The organism is Hanstruepera marina (assembly GCF_019880635.1).
In the GTDB taxonomy this organism is placed as follows: Bacteria; Bacteroidota; Bacteroidia; order Flavobacteriales; family Flavobacteriaceae; genus Hanstruepera; species Hanstruepera marina.
Genome location: NZ_JAINVX010000002.1, coordinates 382,224 through 407,211, shown reverse-complemented (window position 1 = coordinate 407,211; position 24,988 = coordinate 382,224). Strand labels below are relative to the sequence as shown.

Genomic DNA, 24,988 nt, shown 5'->3' with positions numbered 1-24,988 from the left:
AACTGTTACTTTACAGCCATTAATTCCACATCAAATACCAAAGTAGCATTTGGTGGAATAACACCACCTGCTCCACGACTGCCATAACCTAAATCGCTTGGGATTACTAAACGTGCTTTGTCACCTACATTCAAAAGGCAAATACCTTCATCCCAACCAGCAATGACCTGACCAACTCCAACTGGAAACTCTAAAGGTTGATTACGTTTATATGAAGAGTCAAATACAGTTCCATCGGCTAATTGTCCTTTGTAGTGTACGGAAACAGTTTGACCTTTTTGAGCTTTTGCTCCTGATCCCTTTTGAAGAATTTGATAGCGTAAACCACTCTCGGTTTTTTCAAAGCCTGTCGCTATTTTATCCAACTCGGCCTCTCTAGCTTCTTTTTCAGCAGCTAAACGTTTTTCCCTAGATCCTTCAAAAGTTCTAAAAGCTTCAATAGCGTTAAAGTTTTCAGCAGCTTCCCCTACTCTAATAATTTCTAAAGATTCTATGGAGTCTCCTTGAGCAATAGCATCAACTACATCCTGACCTTCTTTTACCTTACCAAAAACGGTATGGTTACCATCTAACCAAGGCGTCTCTACATGTGTTATAAAAAACTGACTGCCATTAGTACCTGGTCCTGCATTAGCCATAGATAAGATACCTGGTCCGTCGTGCTTTAAGTCTGGATGAAATTCATCATCGAATTGATAACCCGGATTTCCAGTACCTGTACCTTGAGGACAACCTCCTTGAATCATAAAATCTGGTATAACACGATGAAACGTTAAACCGTTATAATAAGGGTTACCTTGTTTTTTTGCAGAGTTCTCTAAATTACCTTCTGCCAAAGCAACAAAATTACCAACTGTTCCTGGTGTTTTCTCAAATTCTAAATTAACTAAAATATCACCTTTTGAAGTATGAAACTTTACGTATAAACCGTCTTGCATTGTATTAATTTTAAATGAGGTGCAAAGATACGGAATCATCCTTGAAGTCAGAAGTCAGAAGACAGAAGATTTAAAAAAAGCTTAATTAGCTACCTCACTAATAAACTTTATGCGGTATAAACGGAGTTCTTCATCATCATAATCACCATCAAATTCATCAATAGCTACATCTATTTTATCGGTATCAGACTCCATAAAGTAATCGTGAATCTCTTCTTGTTGGTCTTCATCTAAAATATCATGAACCCAATAATCAATATTCAGTTTTGTACCTGAATATACTATAGCCTCCATTTCCTTAATTAAATCTGGCATCTCCATACCTTTTGCCGAAGCTATATCATCTAATGGCAGCTTACGGTCTATATTTTGAATGATATACAATTTAAGTGCCGAATTGCTTCCTGTAGATTTAACTATTAAATCGTCTGGTCGATCAATATCATTATCCGCCACATATTGCTTAATGAGCGCCACAAAATCTTTTCCATACTTTTTAGCCTTACTCTCACCTACACCATGAACATTACTTAACTCTTCTATGGATATGGGATATTTTAAAGCCATATCTTCCAATGATGGGTCTTGAAATATCACAAATGGTGGTACACCAAGCTTCTTAGCATTGCGCTTACGTAAATCTTTAAGCATGGTCATCAAGGCCTCGTCGGCAACACCACCTCCACCTTTTGTAGCTGTAATTATGGAATCGTCAATGTCTTCAGAAAACTCATGGTCTTCAGTCATCATAAACGATTCTGGGTGTTTAATAAAATCCAAACCTTCAGGTGTTAACTTTATAACACCATAAGTCTCAATATCTTTTCTTAAATATCCAGCAACCAATACTTGGCGAATAAGTGCCATCCAATATTTATCAGTTTCTTCTTTTCCTAATCCAAAAAAGGGTTGCTCATGGGTTTTATGCGATTTAATTAAGGCGTTTTCCTTACCAATAATAACCTTTACTAAATCTTTAGCCTTATACTTCTCGTTGGTTTTTTGAACTGTTTCCAGTAGCGTTACTACATGATCTTTAGCTTCGTGTTGTTTTTTAGGATTACGCATATTATCATCCATATCACCACCTTCTCCAGTTTCATTATCAAACTCTTCGCCAAAATAGTGTAGTATAAACTTACGTCTTGAAATTGAGGTTTCAGCATAAGCTACAACCTCTTGAAGTAACGCATGACCAATTTCCTGTTCTGCAACAGGTTTTCCAGACATAAACTTTTCCAGTTTCTCAATATCTTTATAGGCATAAAATGCCAAACAATGTCCTTCGCCACCATCGCGTCCTGCACGTCCGGTTTCTTGATAGTAACTTTCAATACTTTTTGGGATATCATGATGAATTACAAATCGTACGTCTGGTTTATCGATTCCCATTCCAAAGGCAATAGTTGCCACAACAACATCAACATCTTCCATTAAAAACATATCTTGATGACTGGCTCTTTTTTTAGCATCCAGCCCGGCATGATAGGGTACTGCTTTTATACCGTTTACCTGTAGGGTTTGCGACAACTCTTCTACACGTTTACGACTCAAACAATATACAATTCCAGATTTACCCTCGTTTTGTTTAATAAAGCGAATAATATCTGAATCCACTTGCTTGGTTTTTGGGCGTACTTCATAAAACAAATTAGGCCTGTTAAACGACGCTTTAAAAGTTACGGCATTGGTCATGCCCAAGTTTTTTAGAATATCTTCCTGAACCTTTGGAGTTGCTGTAGCTGTAAGTCCAATTATGGGTATATCATCACCAATGCGCTGTATAATGTGTCGTAAATTACGATACTCTGGTCTAAAATCATGTCCCCATTCACTAATACAATGGGCTTCATCTACAGCCATAAATGAAATTTTAACCGATTTCAAAAACTCCACATTCTCATCCTTGGTTAAGGATTCTGGAGCGACATACAGTAATTTTGTAATACCATTAACGATATCCTCTTTTACTTTTTTAATCTCGGTTTTATTAAGTGACGAATTTAAAACATGAGCCACGCCATCGTTGTCTGAAACCGCACGAATAGCATCGACCTGGTTTTTCATTAAGGCAATTAATGGCGACACAATTATGGCTGTACCATCTTGCATAAGTGCTGGTAATTGGTAACATAACGATTTACCCCCTCCCGTTGGCATAATAACAAATGTATTATGACCTGCTAATAAACTTTTTACTACGGCTTCCTGTAATCCTTTAAACGTATTAAAACCAAAGTATTTTTTTAGCGCTTCTTGTAAGTCTTTTTCAACAACAGACATGAACTATCTTTAATATTAATTTACACATATTAAACACGCTATCAATAAATTTGCTATTAATTAATCCTAGCGTATCTAGGGTACTCTCATAATTTTTTTGTTAGCTTTGCAGCATACGTGAACTAACGTAATATTATTAAGAAAGAATTACTTAAAGATAATAAAATCTTTAAAAGCATCAACCCAAAAAAATAATAAATTTTGAATAGTCATAAAGCAATTATTGAAACGGCTAAACAAACGGTTGAAATGGAAAGCCAAGCCATTTCCAATTTAGCCCATTTTATTAATGACGATTTTGCCAACACTGTTGAACACATATACAACTCTAAAGGACGTGTTATTATTACTGGAATTGGTAAAAGTGCCATAATTGCCACTAAAATTGTAGCCACCATGAACTCCACAGGAACACCTGCTGTTTTTATGCATGCTGCCGATGCTATTCATGGTGATTTAGGACTTATTTTAGAAGACGATGTCGTAATCTGTATTTCAAAAAGCGGTAACACACCTGAAATCAAGGTTTTAGTGCCTCTTATTAAAAATGCCAAAAACAAAATGATAGCCATTACTGGAAATCCCGATTCATTTTTAGGGCAGCAGGCCGATTATGTATTGAATACGTTTGTTGAAAAAGAAGCTTGTCCCAACAATTTGGCTCCCACAACAAGCACGACTGCCCAATTAGTAATGGGTGATGCCCTTGCTGTTTGTTTGTTGGAACTACGTGGATTTTCAAGTAAGGATTTCGCCAAATATCACCCTGGTGGTGCCTTGGGAAAAAAATTATATTTACGCGTAAGTGATTTGGCAGATGCCAATCAAAAACCAGCTGTTAAACCAGATACGTCTATCAAAGACATCATTATTGAAATTTCTGAAAAAATGCTTGGGGTTACTGCTGTTGTGGAAAATGATACCATTGTTGGTATTATTACAGATGGTGATTTACGTCGCATGTTGAAAAAAACAGACAATTTTAGCGGGTTTACAGCTAGAGATATTATGGGCTTAAACCCTAAACGGATTGATTATGATGCTATGGCTATAGATGCCAAAGAGGATATGGAAGCACATGGTATTTCGCAATTATTAGTAGAACGCGACGGAAAATATGCGGGTATTGTTCATTTACACGATCTTATTAAAGAAGGCATAATTTAATGGCACAAAAGAATATTAATGAAATGTCCTTTCTAGATCACCTAGAAGATTTACGCTGGCATTTAATTCGGGCTACATTGGCCATTTTAGTTGGCGGCATTGTCGCGTTTTTAATGTCTGACTTTTTATTTGACACTATTATTTTTGGCCCAAAAAAAATGACCTTCCCTACCTATCAATGGCTTTGTAAAGTCTCACAATTTGTAGGTGTTGATACTACTTTTTGCCTGGATGAATTTCCATTTAGAATTCAGAATAGGACTATGGCCGGTCAGTTTTCGGCACATATATGGACAGCTATTACAGCGGGATTTGTTATAGCTTTTCCTTATGTCATTTATCAATTATGGCGCTTTATTAGTCCAGGTTTACACCCTAATGAACGCAAACACTCCAGAGGATTTATCATTATATCATCATTTTTATTCTTTATTGGTGTGTTATTTGGATATTATATTGTTACACCGCTATCCATAAACTTTTTAGGCACCTATGTAGTAAGTTCTGAAATTTCCAATGAAATTGATTTAAGTTCCTATATTTCGTTAGTTCGCTCTTCAGCATTGGCATCAGGATTAATATTCGAACTCCCCATATTGGTATATTTTCTAACTAAAATTGGTTTGGTAACCCCTGAAATCCTAAAAAAATACAGAAAATTTGCTTTAGTATTGGTATTAATATTATCAGCAATTATTACACCTCCAGATATTGCGAGCCAAATAATAGTGGCCATCCCTATTTTAGTCTTATATCAAGTTAGTATTTATATTTCTAAAATGGTTGTAAAAAAAGAAAAACGAAAAACATCTAAACATGTCAAATCTAGTTGAAGACTTTAATGCCTATCGTTCTAAAATGAACGATAAAATTCTAGCTGATAACAATAAAATTATCAAACGCATTTTTAATCTGGACACCAACGCATATCAAGAAGGTGCTTTAGATGTAAAAACCAAAGAACTACTGGGTCTAGTAGCTTCTGCCGTATTGCGTTGTGACGATTGCATTCGATATCATTTAGAAAACAGCTATAAGGCCGGTTTAACCAAAGAACAGGTTGTGGAGGCTTTGGGAATAGCCACATTAGTTGGTGGAACCATTGTAATCCCACATTTACGACGTGCTTATGAGTTTTGGGATGCTTTAGAACAGCGTTAAACTTTGCATAAATTAGTACTGTATCAAGTATAGAGTTTTATGATTTTACTATTTTAGCTTCCAGTTTGTACTTATGAAATTAAAAGCAGAACATTTAATGAAGTCTTATAACGGCCGTAAAGTCGTTAAAGATGTCTCTTTGGAAGTTAACCAAGGTGAAATAGTAGGGTTACTAGGCCCTAATGGAGCTGGTAAAACCACGTCGTTCTACATGATTGTAGGATTGATTAAACCCAATGGTGGTCAAATTCATTTAGACCGTACCAATATTACGAAGTTCCCAATGTATAAACGAGCTCAAAATGGTATTGGGTATTTGGCACAGGAAGCTTCTGTTTTTAGAAAATTAAGTATTGAAGATAATATTTTGAGTGTTCTGCAATTGACCAAATTGAGCAAAAAGGAACAGCATCATAAAATGGAATCCTTAATTGAAGAGTTTGGTTTGGGACATATTCGAAAAAATCGTGGTGATTTATTATCGGGTGGTGAACGCCGTAGAACTGAAATCGCTCGTGCGCTAGCTACGGACCCTAACTTTATTTTATTGGATGAACCCTTTGCTGGTGTAGACCCTGTTGCCGTTGAAGATATTCAACGTATTGTAGCCCAATTGACCAAAAAGAATATTGGCATCCTCATTACCGATCATAACGTTCAAGAGACTTTGGCTATTACCGATAGGACTTATTTAATGTTTGAAGGTAGTATTCTTAAAGCTGGAGAACCAGAGGAATTAGCCAACGATGCTATGGTTCGGAAAGTGTATTTAGGTCAAAACTTCGAATTGCGTAAAAAGAAAATTAGAGACTAACCTATCATTCATAATCGGTCATCTGTCACTTGTCATTCAAAACGAGCGCAGCGATGTGAAGAAACCTTTAGGTTCAGCGCAGCTGATCTATTTATCATGAGTTGCTTGTCATTTCATTCAGAGTGAAACGAAGAATCTCTTTGTCAACTGTCACCTGTCATCAGTCATTTGTCATCTGTCAATTACCACGCTTTGCTTATCGCCTAAACATTTTTACAATTACTTTCACAGCTTTAAAAACTACAAGCGCTATAAACCCCACACCCAGACCTACAATAAAATCACGTAAAACGCTAGGCCACGACTCCAATACATGATGAAGAAAATCAATATGATGAACAAAAATACCGCCGGCAACCAATAGCAGGGCAATTGTTCCAATTACCGACAAGCTTTTAATAACCCATGGTAACGCCCGAATTAACAGGTTGCCCAAATTAAAGAGAAAGCCTTTTTTATGGGCTTTCAACTTAACTAACCACAACCCAAAATCATCCATACGTACCAACAAAGCCACTATACCATACACTCCAATAGTTGCAATAATAGCCACTATAGATACTACTAATATTTGAAACAGTAAATCCTGGCCAACAACGGTCCCTAAAGCAATAATGACAATTTCTACAGATAAAATAAAATCGGTTATAATGGCTGACTTTACTTTTTTCTTTTCTATATCGAGTACACTTTCCTTGGGCATGCTTGCCGAAATATGTTCCTGTTTCTCGTGGTCATGGGGCACAAAAAATTCATAAATCTTTTCGGCTCCTTCAAAAGCCAAATACACGCCTCCTAAAACTAAAATCAGTGTCACAGCCCAAGGCACAAAAGCACTTAACACAAAAGCAATAGGTAAAATAATAAGCTTGTTTAAAAACGAGCCTTTTGTAATAGCCCATAAAACAGGGAGCTCGCGGGAAGACATAAAACCAGAAGCCTTTTCAGCATTCACAGCCAAATCGTCACCTAGAATACCTGCTGTTTTTTTGGTGGTGACTTTGCTCATAACCACTACATCATCCATTAATGCACCAATATCATCCAATAAGGCAAAAAACCCTGAAGCCATTTTAATTTCAAATTAAATTAAACAATTGTTTTTTGAGCAAACAAAGATAATAGGATATAACTAACAATAATTACCGGTATTGCAGCAAATTGCAAGACAATCAATAACACAATGCTCAACAGAAGAAAAATATAACGTATACTATTTTCGCTAAATCCCCAAGTTTTAAATTTTAGCGAAAATAATTTAAAGGGTGCGTTTAATACATAACAGCTCAATATGGTTACGCCAATTAAAAACCAAATATTAGTAATAGTTGCATTAATTACATCGTTATTCTGAAATTCCATAATTAAAGGAAACGACAAAATTAATAAGGCATTGGCTGGTGTTGGCAAACCTTTAAAATATGACTGTTGCTCAGTATCAATGTTAAAGTTGGCTAACCTATAGGCAGAAGCTAATGTTATAAGCAAACCAACTATCGGTAAAAATAAATACAGTTCTGCATTAGAAAATTCAAACCCTACAGTACTGTTATATTTCATATTATCCCATTGCGGCCCGGTTAGTTCTATAAGTTTATACATCATTAATCCAGGAACTAAACCACTAGTCACCATATCTGCCAAAGAATCCAACTGCAAGCCCAATTCACTTTGAACATTTAATTTACGGGCAGCCAGACCATCAAAAAAGTCGAAGAAAATACCTAAAAAAACAAAAATGGCAGAAGCCACAAAATAATTATTTATAACCAAAATAACGGCTATAGAACCGCATAATAGGTTTAACAGTGTAATTACATTAGGGATGTGTTTTTTCATAAGTACGTATTACGCTTTGTAAAAATAACAAACTATTTGCGTCTAAAACAAACAACGTACAATAAGTCTACTAATTTCAAGTTTATTATATTGAAAAATTGTAGCATATTTGCAAAAAAAGAATTGTCTTTGAGAACCTTACTAACCACGGCACTATTAGTTGTAGTTTCCATTTCATTATTTGGACAAACTGTTCGTAAATATTCCAATGAATTTATGAATATTGGTGTTGATGCTGCAGCTCTAGGTATGAGCAATGCAGTAACAGCCAGTACTGCCGATGTTAATTCGGGCTATTGGAATCCTGCCGGCTTAACCGCTCTAGAGGATAAGCAAATAGCTTTAATGCACTCCAGTTACTTTGCCAATATTGCCAATTATGATTATATAGCTTTTGCCATGCCCTTGGACGATAGAAGTGCGATTGGTATTTCTGTAATACGTTTTGCTGTTGATGACATTTTAAATACCACCGAGTTAATTGATGCTGACGGAAACATTAACTACGACAGGATTAGCTTATTCTCTACTGCCGATTATGGGTTTACCTTTTCATATTCACGAAAACTGCCTTTGGATGGTTTGAATTATGGTATTAATGCCAAGGTTATACGTCGTATTATTGGTGATTTTGCTACGTCTTGGGGTTTTGGTCTTGATGCTGCTATTCAGTTTGAAACCAAAGATGAATGGAAATTTGGTATTATGGCTCGGGATATTACAACAACCTATAATGCCTGGGCTATAAATGAGGAAGAATTTGAAAAAATACAAAATGCCATACCAGGTGAGAATCAAGATTTACCTGAAACTACTGAAATAACCATTCCTAAATTACAATTTGGTGTCGCCAAAAAATTTATTATTCGCTATGATTATTCGCTATTGGCTGAAGTAGATTTAAACTTTCGTTTTGCTGAAACCAATGATGTTATCTCCACGTCTTTTGCCAGTATAGCACCTGCTTTAGGATTGGAGTTTGGATATATTGATATGGTATTTTTACGTGCTGGCATGGGTAATTTTCAAAACGAACTACAAATAGATAATTCAGAAAAGGTTACCTTTCAACCCAGTATTGGTCTTGGTTTTCGATATAAGGGTATAGAGATAGATTATGCCTTTACCGATATTGGTGACCAAAGTGTAGCTCTCTACTCCAATGTCTTTTCTCTAAAATTGGATTTTAGTATCTTTCGCTAATTAAACCCATACTATGAGTCTGCGTGTACTTGCACTATTAGTCCTTTTAAGTATTCAAAACCTATTTGCACAACAGTTATCACCTGAAGCTTCAATTCGTGTTTTAACTATTGGACCGGGTTATAATTTAAATGATGCCTTTGGGCATTCGGCTTTTCATATTCAAGACCACTCCCAAAACATTGATATGGTATTTAACTATGGGGTTTACGATTTTGATACCCCAAATTTCTATACCAAATTTGCACAAGGGAAATTACATTATCTTATTGGTGTTAATTATTTTGACGACTTTATGCTGATGTACAAACGCCAGAATAGAACTGTGCAATCCCAAGAATTAGATTTAGATACTGGGCAAAAACAAGCGCTTTTTGACTATCTACTTGAGAATTACAAACCCGAAAACAGGCGTTACCTTTATGACTTTTTCTATAACAACTGTGCCACTAAAATTAGAGATGTTTTACAAACAGCTGTTGGTGAACCTATAGTTTTTCATGAACCAGAAGCATTTCAACCGCAAACATTTCGCACACTTATTCAGGATAATTTGAAAACTAATTCTTGGGGCAGCATGGGTATAGACCTAGCATTAGGTTCTGTAATTGATCAAACCGCCACTGCCGAAGAGCATATGTTTTTACCAGAGTACATACATACGTTTTTTAGCTCGGCTACTTTGGGAAATAGTAACAAAAAACTGGTCAAGCAAGACAAAACCTTGTATACCAAACAGGCTATCAACTCCAACAAATCGTCATTTTTTACGAGTCCAATTTTTGTATTAGGCGTTATTGGGCTTTTTATAGTTATTATTACCTATTTCGATTTTATTAAAGGAAAACGAAGCCGATGGTTAGATTTTACTATTTCTGTATTAACAGGCGTTATTGGTTTGTTGCTTTTACTATTATGGTTTGCTACTGACCATACGGCTACAGCTCAAAACTATAATTTACTTTGGGCATTTCCGCTCAATATTATTTTGGGTATACAATTACTCAAGAAACAACCAAAGCCATGGGTTATCAAATTCTTAAAGTTTTTGTTTATTATGCTAGCCTTAATGGCCTTTCATTGGTCTGTAGGTATACAAGTTTTTGCTCCAGTACTTATACCGTTGTTATTAGCATTGGTAATTAGGTATATGTATTTGGTGTATTATTTAAAAAACGAGAAATTATAAAACCCTTTATCAAAGAGCCTTGCTTTTTGACGCCTCCCTTTATATAAAGAAAGGAACCAAAGGGAGTTTGAACTTAAATTACTATACTTAATTCATGTCCAAACAACACATACACAACAAAATTCAGTTGAAATCTAGAAGACAGGAATTAAGAAAAAATCTGACTCCAGCTGAAGCGTTTTTATGGACACACCTTAAGTCAAGACAATTGAAGTGGAAACGTTTTACAAAACAACACAGTATCGGAAACTATATTGTAGACTTTTACTGTGCTTCAGAAAGACTTATCATTGAGCTAGATGGTGAAGTACACAACAATCCAAAAGCAGTATCCTATGATGAAATTCGAACCGGATATTTAAACGAATTGGGATACCAAGTCCTCCGATTCGAAAACAAAATGGTATTTAACCAATTACCCTCTGTATTGCAGGACATAATAAGGCATTTTAAAAACTAATTCAAACCCTCCGTCTAGACTCAATACGTCTAGACACCTCCCTTTATCTAAATGGAGGAGCCTTTAGGTGATAAACAAAACTATTACTCCCCTCTTCAGATGAAGAGGGGAATGAATTTGTTTAATTTACGAAAACAAAGAAAGGGGAGTTTGATTTTAAATACACCAATACCTTTTCAATCCATCGGTCTAACCAAACCTTTTGCCTGCTTGCACATTCACTTAAATAGTCCACCAGACAGTTTTCAAACGTCCAGTCGCCTTCTGAAATCGAAGATTCGATAGAGTCAATAACATTGATCTTTCTTATTTAATGAGGGTAGCCTTATATAAAACTAGTTAGTAGCACTTTGTACTTATCTCTTATCTAGTAAATTTATTGCCCCCTAAAAAATATCATTGTACTTAAGGTTTTAATAATAACATTGGCATCTAAAAAGAAACTACGGTGTTTAATATAATACAGGTCGTATTGTAATTTTAATAAACTATCCTCTACGGTAGAACCATAGCGCACCTTAACTTGAGCCCAACCTGTAAGACCAGGTTTTATAATATGCCTGGTTTCATAAAACGGAATGACTTTAGAGAGTTCTTTAACAAAGTAAGGGCGCTCTGGCCTTGGCCCTATTAAACTCATGTCGCCCTTTAAAATATTAAAAAACTGGGGCATCTCATCCAATCGTGAACGTCGTAAAAACCGTCCAAATCCTGTAACGCGCTTATCATGTTTTGTGGCCCAAACCGCTCCTTCCTTTTCTGCATTTACAATCATGGTGCGAAACTTCACAATTTTAAACACTTCACCATTTTTCCCCACACGTTCTTGGGAATAAAACAAGGGGCCACGATTGGCTATTACATTTCCTAATAAAACAATAGGCATCAAAATCAGTGTCAATACCGCACCAACACATGCAATAATTAAATCGAACAATCTATGAAAAAACAAATACAGTTTATTTTGATTGCTTCTACTAAATGGAAAGTACTTGTAAAAATCCTTACCAACAAATTGCACCGGTACTCTATACGTAATATCCTCGTACACTTGAGTGTATTCCTTAATAGGAAAACCACGCTCCAATAGCGCTATTAAGTCTAAATAAATTTCTGAAGTAATCGTTTCAGCATTATAACTGGCCACAACAATTTCAGAGATGTTTTCTTCTAGAATAACCTGATGGATAGCACTGGGGTGATATTCAGAAATCCCTTTATAAACGATATCGCTATCCTTTTTGGCCTCACAATTAATAAATCCCACTATTTTGTAATTGGGATCCGAATTTTTAAAGGCTTCAACAATGGTTTCAATATTAGAAATTTCGCCAACAATCAATACCTTTTTGTAAAACCGTGGTGAGGTTATAAACTTGACATATAAAAAGCGCCATAGCATTAAAGCGACTATAATGGCTATATAAAAATAAAGAATTTGCAAACGATTGGCGGGTAAGAAAGGTGTAAAATAAGGCGTTAGTAAATAAAACAGCACCGTTACGGATGCCGTAAGCACAACATTAGCAAATACGGCATCAAGCCTACTGGCCTTTTGCAAATCGTAGAGTTCGAAAACCGTACCAAACGCACTAATATATAATGCTAGAACTACAACCCAACTCCAATTTTCAGCACTTATGGTAAAGTAATCAAAGTTAAATTTTACACTTATAAAACACAATACCAGCAGGACACTAATCACATCCATTAAGCGCAGTAAAATCTTGCGTTCTGAAATATTAAAATGTACGGTCTGCTTCCCCATTTCGTTAATAAAATGTTAAGGTAAAGATAAAAAGTTCACTGTATAAAGCAAGGTTAAGCTTTAGTAATTATTATAAATGCATGAACTAATGGTTTGACTTTGTTTTTTAAAATGTCAGTTTTATAAGATTACCTATACTGATTGAGAATGTCAGCATCACCATGACAGCACCATCCCTATTAATACAGTATCTTGTCATTCAGAACGAGCGCAGCGAAGTGAAGAATCTCGTTGTCATTCAGAACGAGTGCAGCGAAGTGAAGAATCTCGTTGTCATCCTGAACACGTAAGGCAAAATGAAGAATCCCTAATACTAAACTTTGTTAAACTTTAAAAGATTCTTCGGTCGTTCCTCCCTCTGAATGAAAATCAGCATGTCATTGACTACGTCGAATCTTCGATTTCATAACGTGTAAAGCGCAGTGAAGAATCTCATTGTCATTCAGAACGAGCCTGCCTGTCGGCAGACAGGCACAGCGATGTGAAGAATCTCTTTCTCATCCTGAACAGGCAAGGTAAAGTGAAGAATCTCAAAAATTGATTATATTTAGTTTAATAAAAACTATAGGCACACATAATTATTATGTTTACATTTTAACAAACAAAAGTAAAACAGTACTATATACAGGTGTTACAAATAATCTTAAAGAACGTATTCATCAGCACAAGAATCCATTACCTTTTTCTAAAGCTTTTACAACTAAATACAAATGCTTTTTCCTCATATACTATGAACATTTTAATAATATTGAAATAGCCATTAAACGCGAAAAACAAATAAAAGGATTTAGCAGAATCAAAAAAGAACAATTAATTGAAGCATTTAATTCGAATTGGGGATTTTTGAATGATAGTATTTAGAAATTTAACAGGTTCTTCAGTCGGCTTAACAGTCTCCTTCTGAATGACAGCTTTAATATTTTTTAATTGCCCAAGTGTCATTCAGAACGAGCGCAGCGATGTGAGGAATTTCCTTGTCATCAGTCACTTGTCATTCCGAGCTTGCCGAGGAATCTCATAAATTAAGGCTCCATAAACTTCTAAAGGTTCTTCAGTCGGCTTAACTGCCCCTTTCTGAATGACAGCTTTAATATTTTTAATTGCCCAAGTGTCATTCAGAACGAGCGCAGCGAAGTGAAGAATCTCTTAATTGAATACCCTAAAACAATAAAGGTTCGTATCAGATTGCCGCGTCACAAGCTCCTATAAATGAAAGCATTAGTGTTATTGAATAGATTTAAATGTTTTTATTGCAATACTTCAAACCATTGATGCTTGACAACCTTCCATGCAAACAGCTCCACTTTTTTCCTAGCATTAAACGCCATAGCTTGGCTGGCAACAGGACTATTTATAATACGCTTAATAGCATTAGCCATTGCTAATGCGTCATTAGCAGGTACCAACAACCCATCGGTTTCATGGTCGATTAAAAAAGGTATTCCACCAACCTCTGTAGATACTATGGGCAAGCCCAATGCCATAGCTTCAATAACACTTACGGGCATATTATCAAAATTGGTGGTATTTATAAAGATATTGTAATCTGCTGCCAAGGCAACCCAATCTGTTTTAGGCAATTTTCCGGTAAAATTTACAGAAACATTATAGGCCTTGGCCAAGTCTTGCACTGTTGTTAAGGAGCCATCACTATCGGGTCCAACCATACACAATTCTGCCTGAATACCATCTTCCTGAAGCACTTTCAACACCTTTACAGCTAAAGTGGGGTTATATATTTTAGAAAACGAGCGTACCCATAACAATTTAGGGTGGTTAAATGCTTTTACAACATATTTATAGGCATCCAATTCCAAACTATTGGGTATATAGGTCACATTGGTATAGCCATGGTATTTAAATGCTTCTTGTAAATATACCGATGGGGACACTAATTTATACGCGGTCCTAAAAATAAGCCTGCAAAGCCCTGGATTTTTTTCCAAACGCACAGGCAGGTTCCCACCATTTAAGCTTGGGATATATGTTATGTTTAAAAGCCTACATAATTGACTCACCGCTAACGCATAATAGAAATTTTGTGTGCTATAAGTATCTATTATAACAGCATCGGCCCAGTTTCGATACTTGATACAACTTTTTAACATATCCATAAAACGCCAAACCTTATTTGAGTAACTGGAAGCATATCGTACATTAAAGCCTTCGGCTTCGAGCATGGGGCCCAAAACAACAATAGAGGACACATTACTCCGCTTATTGTTTAAGTTGTTTCCTATGTATAGTAGGTTTTTCATTTGTTACATTTAATAAGGCTAGCGCATAAATAAATGATGGTGCTACAATACGCATGCCTGAATGGTTAATCGTGGCAAACCAAAAGGCTAAAAAGGCATAAAAAAACAGGTTCTTATTATTCCTGCTGTAATATCCCAGAGGAGTTGATACCAACAAAATAATTACCATTATTCCAAATATACCATGTTCTGCCAACAACCGCCCTATTTCATTGTGAGATGGCAATTTTAGTCCTATAGTCTCAACACGGATATTTTTTATTCTACTCGCTCCAATTCCAATAAATGGACTTTCTAAAAACCCCTCAATTTCTTCCATAAACAAACCTAAACGGCCCGTTGACACATCCTTCTTTTGTCGTCCCATAGAATCCTTATTCAAATACCTATTATCAATAAGTCCTTGGGTTTGATTGGAGCTAATAGTCCATGTTACAACAATGGCAATCATTAATAGCAAAAAGGAACCAATAATTTGGTTTTTTTGTTTATAGGATGAACGAATAAATAATGAGAATAGAAATACACTAACTACTATAACTGCTGCTATTACACCACCTCTACTAAAGGTTACAATAGCCCTGAAGGTCATGGCTCCCAAAATAAGAATATTAAATATTTTTAAAAACAGTGAGGGTGATTTTAAAAACAATCTTACAATAATTAAAAACATCCCCAAGCCCAATACCGTTGACACTTGATTAGGCCCAAACCCCCCTGAAGTTGCCGCATTTGAAGCCGTTCCCGATAAGGTATCCTTAATACTTGGGTTATATAAAAACAAGTACATAGTAGTTGAAACAACAGGTAATAGCATATATAAAAGCACATCCATTAACTGTTTATTCGTAACTTTCCTATCGTAACAAAACAAAGCTGCTATACCCAAAGCTACAGGACCACTTAATACAAAGGCAATATTCGTTCTAAATTGTGCGTCAAAAGTCAAAGTAACAGAAGCCACTACAATTGAGGGCACTAACAAAATTAAGTAAATAAAATAAGGATAGCCTTTTCCAGAAAGGCCTTTAAAAAACATCCCCATTAGCATAAAGACAATTACCAAGTATTTAGACGCTTCATAGGCCAGCCCCCCTTTAGTCATCCTAAATAATACTTCTATTCCCGTAAAATACGCACAGGCCAACAACACTTGTTGCACTTTTTTGGATTCAGGGGCTGCTATTATCTTCCAGATAAAAAACAACATCATTATCGTAAAAAAGACTTTAGCCATGGGCTCAGCCACAAAAAAAAGGACACCAAGTCCTATATGGAACAGTACCAAAACTACATAGTTATCTATATTTTCTGACTGAATCCGTTTTATCATTTTTCTAGCAGCTTCAATATTCGATTATTATAATGTTTAAAAGAAAATCTATTAACTATATCCCGATTACCCTTTAGGTTTTTGATTATGTTCCCATCTATACCATCCTTAAGAATAGCATACAAAACCTCTTGAATAGTATCCAAAGATACGGTATCTAAAATATATCCTTGTTTCCCATTTATGACATACTGTGCAATAGCTGACACATTTGACACCACCGGTATACAGCCAAAATTCATGGCTTCGGCAATCACTTTAGGAAAGCCTTCAGACGCTGTGGTAGGCATCAAAAAGATATCCGATATCTTAAACACTTCAAAGACTTGCTCACGTGGTAAATAACCATGAAACCGAATTTCTACGCCAGCCTTCTGTGCTTCAGCTTCAAAATGGGGTCGTTCTGGTCCATCTCCTACCAAATGAACCGTTTTCACCTTGGCTTTGGCTTCTGGACTTAACTCTGTAAAGGCTTGAATAATGCGTCCCACACCCTTTTCAAGTTCTAAACGCCCTACATAACAAAAGGTCAAGGGACTCTTATAGGTTTTCTTTTTCGACCACGCCAAACCTGCTTCCAAATCCGCTTCCGTTAAACAGGGGTTTTCAAAAGTCAAGCAATGTACCGGTTGGTTGGGCCAGTGTCCATTAATCGTCACCTTTCTGCTTTGTTTTTTCAACATCCACCGTTGCAGACGGTAGCCTAAAGGTGGATTAGCTTGGTTCCAATTCCCAGCATATTTATACCAACCTGGTTTTTTTACAAAAAGGGTCAAGTACGGAATAAGATACACGCCAATACCTGTTGGTGTACGCAGTTGGAATACATCGGCTTTTTTAAGGGTTTGGGACACGATTTTTATCACTTTTGGAGCCTTCCAAATACTCTGGATTTTAGCAGCTATTGTACGCCCACCCGAAGGCGGTAAGGCTACAAACTGAATATTCGAAGCAGTATAGGGTAAGGCACTGGGTGGTGGGGTTCCCAGATGTAACATGGCTATATGAAAAATGGTTTCAAAATGTGCCGCCAAATGGTTGAGTTCACTAACAGTCGGTCCCCAGCCCACCCATTCTCCAGATGCTGTTTGATAATGTTCGGTATGGGATATGATACACAGTTTCATGCCTCAATTACTTTAATATAGTCTTTAACCACCTTTTTCCAATCGTGTTGTTCAGCCCATAGGCGGGCAGATTTCTGGTAGAATTTCCGCTGTTCTAAAATGCCCTGCAAAGCTTTAACCAAAGCTTGGTCGTTTTGGGTATCTATAAGCCTACCCGTTTCACCATCAACAATAGCATCGGTAATACCAAAGCCTCTAGTGCCAATTGCTGGCAACCCAAAATAGTTGGCCTCTAATATAGCAATTCCAAAGCCTTCCACATCACCACTCTGGGTTTCGGTACTCAACATCACAAAACAGTCGGTGCCTTTATAAAAACGCTCCAAAGCTTCATGACTCACATGACCATGAAACGTCAATTTATCAACTACCCCCAATTGTTTAGCCGCATTTATAACACTATTTTTTTCGGTTGGAAACCCCACACAATGGTAATGGGCTTCAGGATATTGAGCCAAGACAGCAGGTAATTGTTTAATTACTTGTAGCTGTCCTTTACGTTCGGTAACATTGCCTACGGTTAGTAAACTGGGATTTCCTTTAAGGGGCTCATTTCCTCCCATTGCCTGTTTCCAGTCTGTAGGATTAAAACCATTAGGTATCACCGTAACGGCCCGTAAGGGCAGATGTGCTACCAAACTTTTGGTGTATTGCGATACAGCAATAATATGGTCCATACGCTTTAAAGCCCTATTAATGGAATTTTTTAACAGAGGCTGCGCAAAATTAACCTCACTTCCATGAATTACAGCTAGCCAAGGTATCTGATATAAGCTCTTAACTAAACCGCCTAGCCACAGGGAGAATTTTCCCGAAACAATAACTACATCTTGATGCTTTAATAGTTGTCTAGCTAGCTGCAGGCGTTTGACGTACATAAAAATGCGTTTGTTTTTTATGGCTATCCTATGGACCTTAAACGGTAACTTGTCGTCAAAAGCCACTTCCACCTCCGGGTTGGGATCCCGTTGGTCCGCCATTAGGGTAACCTCATATCCTGAATGTTGTAATTGCAAGGCCAAATTATAGGCATGATTCCCTATACCGCCAGGTAATGGTGGGAATTCAGACGTGATAATGAGTATGTTTCTTCGGGTTGCTTTCAAATTAAGGATTCAACTTTTGGGCCTTCAGCCAGTTTTACGGAAGCCAGTCGCCATGATTTCCATACTTGATACACTACTATTGGCAGCAGCAATACAGCCAGAAAAGCACCCACAATCTTTAAGGCTTTATGACTCTTAAATCGGTACGGCATTATAGATAACGGCACTGTTTTAAATATAGCGTATTTTGCCGCCGTGTTGCCATAATACCTCCTAAAATAGTATAATACACTTGGGATTGGTCTGGGATCTAAAAAACTTTTTGTTCTAAATGCATCCCAACTTCCCATATCGCGTAGCCCTCCTGTGCCTACTTTTAGATGTAAACGTTTGGCTTTGGGGTTTGATATATTTTTAAAATTATTGATAAAAGCCCTCGCTCCAAACTCGCCATCTCCCATCCGTTGTTTTTCAAATTGCCTATCAAAAAGTCCGATGGTTTCAAAAACCTTACGTTTTATCATTGCATTTCCTGTATCTAATTGATCACTAATCCTGAAAATATTGTAATGCTCAGGTACTTTATCCCCTACTTTAGAAATTGACACCCCAGACGATATGTCGGCATTAAATGCTTCCAAACATTTAAGATGGTTAGATATCCAATCGGGTTCTACACGACTGTCATCATCAAACAATAAAATATACTGTCCTTTAGCCTGTTTGATAGCCGTATTTCTGGCTAGCCACAATGCTTTTTCTTCCTGTCTGACAACCTGTACATCAAGATTAAAATCCTTGTAAAAATTTGCTTGGAAGGGTTCGGATTGGTCCACTACAATCACTTCAAATCGCTTGTAATTCTGCTTTTCCAAATCCTTTAACACATCTTTTAAATACAGATAACGATTTAGAGTTGGTATAATTACGGTTACTAAAGGTTGATTTATTATCCATTGAGATTTAAAGGTCTGCCAATACTCCTCATGTGAAATTGGATTTTCTAAATACTTGATCCTATTTACATGTTTAGCAGTAGTATAAGCTTTGATTTCCTTAATTGGATTTCTAAAACTTAATACTCTTATCATTAATACATAAAGTACCCAAAAATGACTAAAATATCGTTTAATAAAAATATAACTATCCCCAATAGAAGGTTTATAATTGTTATTTATTGTTCCTGCATTTTCCAATAATCCTTTATTAATTGCTTGCCAAGACAAATCTTCATTTCTTATTAAATCATTTGAATACTTAAGCTCACTTTTTAAAACTTTTTTTACTTCAGAAGGGATACTTTCGTAAGACGGTAAAATATAAGTCCCATCTTTTCTTTTTAAACTAAAATAATGGGTAGGCTGTAAAATTTTTAAAAATGAAAACACCATTAGTTTATTTTTGGAATACAAAATATATTTGGTGGCAATCCATTTTTTTCTTTAAATGGTTTTAAATCCATATCCAATATATCATAATCCATGGATTGAAAAAAGGAAACTATTCTATTATCGCTATTCGTTTCTACTATACATATTGGACTGTATAATTTTAAAACATTAGTACACCCTTTTAAAATATCTAATTCAATACCATCTACATCTATTTTAATTAGATCACATTTTTTAAGATGACTTTTCTGAAAATAATTATCCAATGTTATCATTTCCACCTCCTGCTTATTCAAAACTTTATCTGATTCCAAAACATTAGATGTTGTATTATTTAGAAAAATTGAAATCCTTTTATTTTCAGCACCAACCGCCATGTTGTGCAACTCTATTTTGTTCTTCAAATTGTTTTTGTCAATTGATTTTTTAAATGAATTGTAGACGTTCTTATTCGGTTCGAAAGCGATTACTCTACCAAGTTTTTGGCAAACTGTAGTTGCCCACACCAAGCTTAAAAATCCAAAATTTGCACCTACGTCAAAGATTATTATCTCATCCCTCCAGTCTTTGTGTAATTTTAGCAATTTAAATGAGTTTAAAAGCAATGTATTTTCTACTCCTGACTTTTTGGCTTTTGCTGCATTCTTTATTGTTGACATATACTTAAACTGACTCTTAAAATCCAGATATTGTCTATCAATAAAGACCTCTCCTTCTTTATAAGCACCGTCATTTTTCAAAAGAAAATCCCGAAGGGGCTTTAAAACAACAGATTGTCCCAATTTATGCTGTATCGTCTTCGGTAAAATTGTATAAATTGCCAATAAAAATTTATTCATAAATCTGTTAAATTTCTGTCATTTTTTAATAAAAATATCCTTCTAATATTCAACGGAAACCCATTAGAAAAATACTTTTGATTTTTTCATTTTTATTTTACTAAATCACTACTACTATTTAAAGTTAATTGTCGTTAAAAATACTAAAAGGTATTTACTTGACACTATACTGATTATAATTTATGTGCATGGCGTATTATTTTGTGTTTATTTAGGGATTAGTAGTAGGTAGTGGGTAGTGGGCAGTAGGTTGTCTAGTTAATTATTCTTCATTTTTAATAGACTCGTTTTGCCGTATGAAAACCATTGCCTTTACTTTTTACTCATGGTAAATAGCATACAACAAAAAGAGCCTGTGTTTCCACAGGCTCTACTTACTCCATTCTTTCCATTTAGATCAGCCCGACCATTTGCAATGCATTGTAAGCTCCATTATTTAATGGGTACTGTACGGCATTAATCTCTTGGTAGAAGGCTATCTTTAAGAAATAGGCCTGGGTACCCATTCCGACAGGTACTGCTGCCGGTGTTAGAGTAACCGTACTCAAGGTATTGTCTATGGGCAGGTTTGTGATAGGACTTAATTCTAAGTCTTTATCGCCTGTAGCAAAGTCCAGGTTCAAAAATCCCGACTCTAAACTCACATGGGTTGCTCCTTCGGGTATTGCCAGATTTTGATTTGGTGCAAAATCGGCAATGGTAATTTCTCCTGTTGCCGTATCCAACGTAAAATCGGATAATAATACCGCACTTAACTTGGCCCTATCGTTAAAATTGAATCCGTTTAAAGCCTGTTGCCCATTGGGTGTTAGAATTCCAACCGCCACTGTACGCTGACCTCTAGGACTGGTTGTATCTGCATTTTTCACCCTCATCATGACTTGGGTCAATCTTGACGTCACCAAATTGTCTTTGGCATCGGACATCAGGTTGAGAATAGCCTGCCTTAACATTTTGCCACTTGAGGCTGCCATGCCAAATTCTGAACCATTTTCACGGGTTCTTGCAAAAGCCGGATCGTTTTCTATCCTTTTTTTACTTACCCCACTTTTGGTTTTTACCAAATACCCCTCTTTGCCCTTGTAAAAGGTAAGATCGTCCAGGGTTCCTTCGATCTTGATTATGCTTTTTAATTTTGCCATTTTTTTAATTTTTATGTGTTTTAAAAACACGTTTTACAATTATTTATCCATTTGATTTGGTTGCGCAAATCACCTCGGCCGTCGGTTATTATATATCCCCTTTCAAATGGTTTGATGAAGTTATCACAAACAGTAGCTGATGCATTACCGTACCTGCCACATTATTTAGATTTATCCTAAAGGCTCAATAGTTGGTATACTTTTCTTTATGCTGTTTTAGGTGCCTGAATTTCATAATTTTTTAATTTTTTGTTAGCCCTACCGATAGTGTCTATTTTTTCCACTGCTAGCTTTTATTACCATTTGTTCCTATATGTTTCATTCATACTTTATCCATACCGAAGCCATACTTAAGCCATGCTTGATCGTAGGATTAGGGATTAAATATTTCACGCCTTTTCTAAATAGCAACCATGCTTCGCTGTTTCAACAGCACTTCGATGTTTCGAGAGCGCTTCGACAGCACTTCGACAGGCTCAGTGTGACATTGCTTGATACAGGCTTGCTCAATGTGATAGTGAGATAGCCAAGTCGTAAGCCCCTCGCAATGACAAAAACTTTTTTATTCTACATTATAAATACTTTGCTATTATGGTTGCACATCGTTGATTTGAAAGCACTTTGACAGCACTTCGACAGCACTTCGACAAGCTCAGTGTGACATTGCTTGATACAGGCTTGCTCAATGTGACAGTGAGATTGCCGCGTCATGCCAATGCGCTGGCTCGCCTACCTACCGGCAGGCAGGTTCCTTTACTAAAATAGTCCACCGGGCAAATTTTAAGGTTCGGTCGTAACTAAAAGGAGAGGCTTACTTTAATATATATTTACAATTCTTGAAGCACTCATTGTTAGACGAAGAGACGTGAGTTTTGATTTATGGCATTTTGTTTCCCTTACTTTTTTGCATTGTCCAAATAGTTCGACAGGCTCACTACAGGCAAGTAACAAAAAACGCTAGGCTGATGCTGACTTTCTTGACCTTCTAGCACGATGCCTTAATTGTGGGTTTAAGGATTAATTTTTATTCTTTGTGGTGGTAGTTTTATTTTATGAGATTATGATTATTATTTAAATAATTGTCTATTGTATTTACAGATTGACGCTGGCGTATCGCCTTTACCATGATAATTAAAAACTGGCGATTTTTTTATTTGTTCTTTTTGCCATTGCCGCAAAAAGAACCCAAAAGGTCTAGACTTACTTTTAACACCGTGGTAAAACTAGATCGAGAGGGCCTTATATAAATACTAAATTAATTACTATTACATATGAATTGGAAAACATGGATGTAATAGATAGCTAATGGTTTTTGATTATTTAAGTCATCTTCAAACTCTCTGTCTAGCCTTTATATTTCAAAGCATTAAGTCTGTGAATAATATGATGACTTCTTGAATTTAAATGAGGTTCTTAAGATGATATTGTTTGAAGTCTGTTAAACTTTTAATAAAAACCGTTACAATATGTAAGAAAACTATTTCTTTTTACGTTGTTTGTTTAAAGTAGGTTTCTACTTCTATAGCTTTTCAATTCCCACAAGACAAACTCTTTTAAAATTAACAAGGCTCCATTGTGCTTTGTACTTAACACCATTTTAAAATGTCAATTTATAGGATGTGTATTTATGCTAAAGAAATTTCATTTATTACAGGACGTAGTGAACGCTATGCCCGGGAGGTTATTCGTGATATTCGGTTATTGCATGGAAAAGATAAGCATCAAGTTATCACTATTGCAGAGGCTTGTGACTATTTAGGTTTGCCATACGCCGAAGTATTTAAAATGATTAATGGGCGTATTCCCCAATCTTCTTAACTTTTAAAGTCAAATTGATTTAACCATTTTGATAAAATTCTAACCACTCCCTATGGTGTTTTGTTAGGTTAAATTGGTCTTTCACCCTTTGTCTAGCCTGTTTAGCTATTCTGACTTTTTCATCTTCAGGTAAATTTATCACTTCTTTTATTTTTTCTGCCAGGGCTTTTGGATTCCGTTTTGGTACCACCCAACCTGTTTGTCCATGTAATATATTTTCGGTTAAGCCTCCTCCATCGGACACTACACATAGACAACCCATTGCTTGGGCTTCCAGAACCGCATTACAGAAGCCTTCTGAATAGCTATATTGTAGATACAAATCAGCTTGAGCCATATACTCTACTACCCTTTTATGAGCTTGCTTACCTATTAATTTCACCTCATCATATATATTTAACTGGTGTGCGGCAAATTTTATTGGTTCAAATTCTTGCCCTTCACCAATGATGATATAGTTAAATTTTATCCCATTCTGTTTTAATTGCGCCAAAGCTTCCAAAGTCTCGATAAAACCTTTTATCCAATGCAAACGCCCTACGGTTAAAAAATACAATGTGCTTTCAGGTTTTGGTAATATTTCTACTTTATTATCAAACAATTGTGTGTCGATAGCTGGTGTGATAATTTCTGTTGGCACATGGCCAGGCAATCCAAAAGTTTTAGCTTTGCCTAATATATACTTGGAAATACCATGTACTTTGTCCACTTTAGTCCATAACAATTTATAACAATTTGGATGTTTTAACGGGTACACATCTACATCGAAGCCACGAAAACTTACCGCGAATTTGGCGTTGATTGCTTTAGCCACATGCTCACTTTGTAATGCCAATGTACCAAACCCAAAATGTAACCAATCTACATTAGCCTTAAGTAAATGTGCATTATTGTAACAATTTTTTAATATCTGAATTTTAGAGCGTTTAGCGGCTATTTCTAATCTATAAAAACGCACTAAACGTTTTGAATATGGTAAAAGCGTTATAAAGACCCATAGTGATTTGAACAATTGAATATATGACCGTTTATATACTTTTGGTGCTTTTTTGGTTTCACATAAGCTAAACGAAGCATTATCGTTTTGCACCAATAAAACCACCTTATAACCAGCCTCTTGTAACCCTTTAATTTTGTTATTAAAAAATGTTTCTGAATATGCTGGTGGTTTCGATAAAACGAGTCCTATTTTCACTATTATAAATTTATTAT

At 36.0% G+C, this 24,988-nt stretch carries 22 protein-coding genes; 9 read left to right on the top strand and 13 right to left on the bottom strand.

The annotated features are described in order from the left end of the window. Positions 1–5: 5 nt before the first annotated feature. Entirely contained in the window at positions 6–938 is a 933-nt protein-coding gene (locus K7G76_RS09600; RefSeq protein ID WP_223033982.1) for a peptidylprolyl isomerase, read from the bottom strand. Positions 939–1,019: 81 nt separating this feature from the next. Continuing rightward, complete coding sequence (recQ, locus tag K7G76_RS09595; protein WP_223033981.1) at positions 1,020–3,221, bottom strand: DNA helicase RecQ; 2,202 nt, start codon at positions 3,219–3,221, stop codon at positions 1,020–1,022. A gap of 249 nt (positions 3,222–3,470) precedes the next feature. On the opposite strand from recQ, the gene K7G76_RS09590 reads away from it, so the two are divergent. The 4 genes from K7G76_RS09590 to lptB all read left to right on the top strand — a co-directional run bounded on the left by K7G76_RS09590 (position 3,471) and on the right by lptB (position 6,363). Next, complete coding sequence (locus tag K7G76_RS09590) at positions 3,471–4,388, top strand: KpsF/GutQ family sugar-phosphate isomerase (RefSeq protein ID WP_223034158.1); 918 nt, start codon at positions 3,471–3,473, stop codon at positions 4,386–4,388. Further along, positions 4,388–5,221 carry a twin-arginine translocase subunit TatC gene (gene tatC / locus K7G76_RS09585; protein ID WP_223033980.1) on the top strand — a complete coding sequence of 278 codons (834 nt, stop codon included), beginning with the start codon at positions 4,388–4,390 and terminating at the stop codon, positions 5,219–5,221. The genes K7G76_RS09590 and tatC overlap by 1 nt, the downstream gene beginning before the upstream one ends. After that, positions 5,205–5,549 (top strand): carboxymuconolactone decarboxylase family protein, encoded by a 345-nt coding sequence (locus K7G76_RS09580; RefSeq protein ID WP_223033979.1) that lies wholly within the window; start codon positions 5,205–5,207, stop codon positions 5,547–5,549. Before tatC ends, K7G76_RS09580 begins: the two co-directional genes overlap by 17 nt. Before the next feature lie 73 nt (positions 5,550–5,622). Continuing rightward, on the top strand, positions 5,623–6,363 hold the full coding sequence (gene lptB / locus K7G76_RS09575) for an LPS export ABC transporter ATP-binding protein (RefSeq protein ID WP_223033978.1): 741 nt from the start codon (positions 5,623–5,625) through the stop codon (positions 6,361–6,363). 196 nt (positions 6,364–6,559) lie between these two features. On the opposite strand, the gene K7G76_RS09570 is transcribed toward lptB, so the two are convergent. Then, positions 6,560–7,435 carry a DUF808 domain-containing protein gene (locus K7G76_RS09570; protein ID WP_223033977.1) on the bottom strand — a complete coding sequence of 292 codons (876 nt, stop codon included), beginning with the start codon at positions 7,433–7,435 and terminating at the stop codon, positions 6,560–6,562. A gap of 17 nt (positions 7,436–7,452) precedes the next feature. Then, the gene (locus K7G76_RS09565) at positions 7,453–8,202 is read right to left on the bottom strand and encodes a CDP-alcohol phosphatidyltransferase family protein (RefSeq protein WP_223033976.1); all 750 of its coding nucleotides are present in this window, start codon (positions 8,200–8,202) and stop codon (positions 7,453–7,455) included. Positions 8,203–8,331: 129 nt separating this feature from the next. Here K7G76_RS09565 and K7G76_RS09560 point away from each other — a divergent pair, with 129 nt between their 5' ends. The 3 genes from K7G76_RS09560 to K7G76_RS09550 all read left to right on the top strand — a co-directional run bounded on the left by K7G76_RS09560 (position 8,332) and on the right by K7G76_RS09550 (position 11,054). Beyond that, positions 8,332–9,405, top strand: coding sequence for a putative type IX sorting system protein PorV2 (locus K7G76_RS09560; protein WP_255572979.1), 1,074 nt, complete (start codon positions 8,332–8,334; stop codon positions 9,403–9,405). Positions 9,406–9,418: 13 nt separating this feature from the next. Then, entirely contained in the window at positions 9,419–10,594 is a 1,176-nt protein-coding gene (locus K7G76_RS09555) for a lipoprotein N-acyltransferase Lnb domain-containing protein (protein ID WP_223033975.1), read from the top strand. Between the two features lie 94 nt (positions 10,595–10,688). Beyond that, positions 10,689–11,054: an endonuclease domain-containing protein gene (locus K7G76_RS09550; RefSeq protein WP_223033974.1), complete on the top strand. Its 366-nt coding sequence runs from the start codon at positions 10,689–10,691 to the stop codon at positions 11,052–11,054. 376 nt (positions 11,055–11,430) lie between these two features. Here the strand turns inward: K7G76_RS09550 and K7G76_RS09545 are convergent, their stop codons facing one another. After that, a complete protein-coding gene (locus K7G76_RS09545; protein WP_223033973.1) occupies positions 11,431–12,822 on the bottom strand; it encodes a sugar transferase in 1,392 nt (463 codons plus the stop codon). Between the two features lie 555 nt (positions 12,823–13,377). On the opposite strand from K7G76_RS09545, the gene K7G76_RS09540 reads away from it, so the two are divergent. Next, positions 13,378–13,683, top strand: coding sequence for a GIY-YIG nuclease family protein (locus K7G76_RS09540; protein ID WP_223034156.1), 306 nt, complete (start codon positions 13,378–13,380; stop codon positions 13,681–13,683). Positions 13,684–14,069: 386 nt separating this feature from the next. Here K7G76_RS09540 and K7G76_RS09535 read toward each other — a convergent pair whose 3' ends face one another. The 7 genes from K7G76_RS09535 to K7G76_RS09505 form a co-directional block, all read right to left on the bottom strand. After that, complete coding sequence (locus K7G76_RS09535) at positions 14,070–15,080, bottom strand: glycosyltransferase family 4 protein (RefSeq protein ID WP_255572977.1); 1,011 nt, start codon at positions 15,078–15,080, stop codon at positions 14,070–14,072. Then, on the bottom strand, positions 15,040–16,413 hold the full coding sequence (locus tag K7G76_RS09530) for an O-antigen ligase family protein (protein WP_223033972.1): 1,374 nt from the start codon (positions 16,411–16,413) through the stop codon (positions 15,040–15,042). The genes K7G76_RS09535 and K7G76_RS09530 overlap by 41 nt, the downstream gene beginning before the upstream one ends. Beyond that, positions 16,410–17,540 carry a glycosyltransferase gene (locus K7G76_RS09525; protein WP_223033971.1) on the bottom strand — a complete coding sequence of 377 codons (1,131 nt, stop codon included), beginning with the start codon at positions 17,538–17,540 and terminating at the stop codon, positions 16,410–16,412. Before K7G76_RS09525 ends, K7G76_RS09530 begins: the two co-directional genes overlap by 4 nt. Continuing rightward, a complete protein-coding gene (locus K7G76_RS09520; RefSeq protein ID WP_223033970.1) occupies positions 17,537–18,646 on the bottom strand; it encodes a glycosyltransferase family 4 protein in 1,110 nt (369 codons plus the stop codon). The genes K7G76_RS09525 and K7G76_RS09520 overlap by 4 nt, the downstream gene beginning before the upstream one ends. After that, the gene (locus K7G76_RS09515) at positions 18,643–19,977 is read right to left on the bottom strand and encodes a glycosyltransferase family 2 protein (RefSeq protein WP_223033969.1); all 1,335 of its coding nucleotides are present in this window, start codon (positions 19,975–19,977) and stop codon (positions 18,643–18,645) included. Before K7G76_RS09515 ends, K7G76_RS09520 begins: the two co-directional genes overlap by 4 nt. Then, the gene (locus K7G76_RS09510) at positions 19,977–20,816 is read right to left on the bottom strand and encodes an FkbM family methyltransferase (RefSeq protein ID WP_223033968.1); all 840 of its coding nucleotides are present in this window, start codon (positions 20,814–20,816) and stop codon (positions 19,977–19,979) included. Before K7G76_RS09510 ends, K7G76_RS09515 begins: the two co-directional genes overlap by 1 nt. Positions 20,817–21,208: 392 nt before the next feature. After that, a complete protein-coding gene (locus K7G76_RS09505) occupies positions 21,209–21,958 on the bottom strand; it encodes a hypothetical protein (RefSeq protein WP_223033967.1) in 750 nt (249 codons plus the stop codon). Positions 21,959–23,560: 1,602 nt separating this feature from the next. Here K7G76_RS09505 and K7G76_RS09500 point away from each other — a divergent pair. Beyond that, on the top strand, positions 23,561–23,776 hold the full coding sequence (locus tag K7G76_RS09500) for a hypothetical protein (RefSeq protein ID WP_223033966.1): 216 nt from the start codon (positions 23,561–23,563) through the stop codon (positions 23,774–23,776). 19 nt (positions 23,777–23,795) lie between these two features. On the opposite strand, the gene K7G76_RS15490 is transcribed toward K7G76_RS09500, so the two are convergent. After that, entirely contained in the window at positions 23,796–24,971 is a 1,176-nt protein-coding gene (locus K7G76_RS15490) for a glycosyltransferase family 4 protein (RefSeq protein WP_223033965.1), read from the bottom strand. Positions 24,972–24,988: the final 17 nt, after the last annotated feature.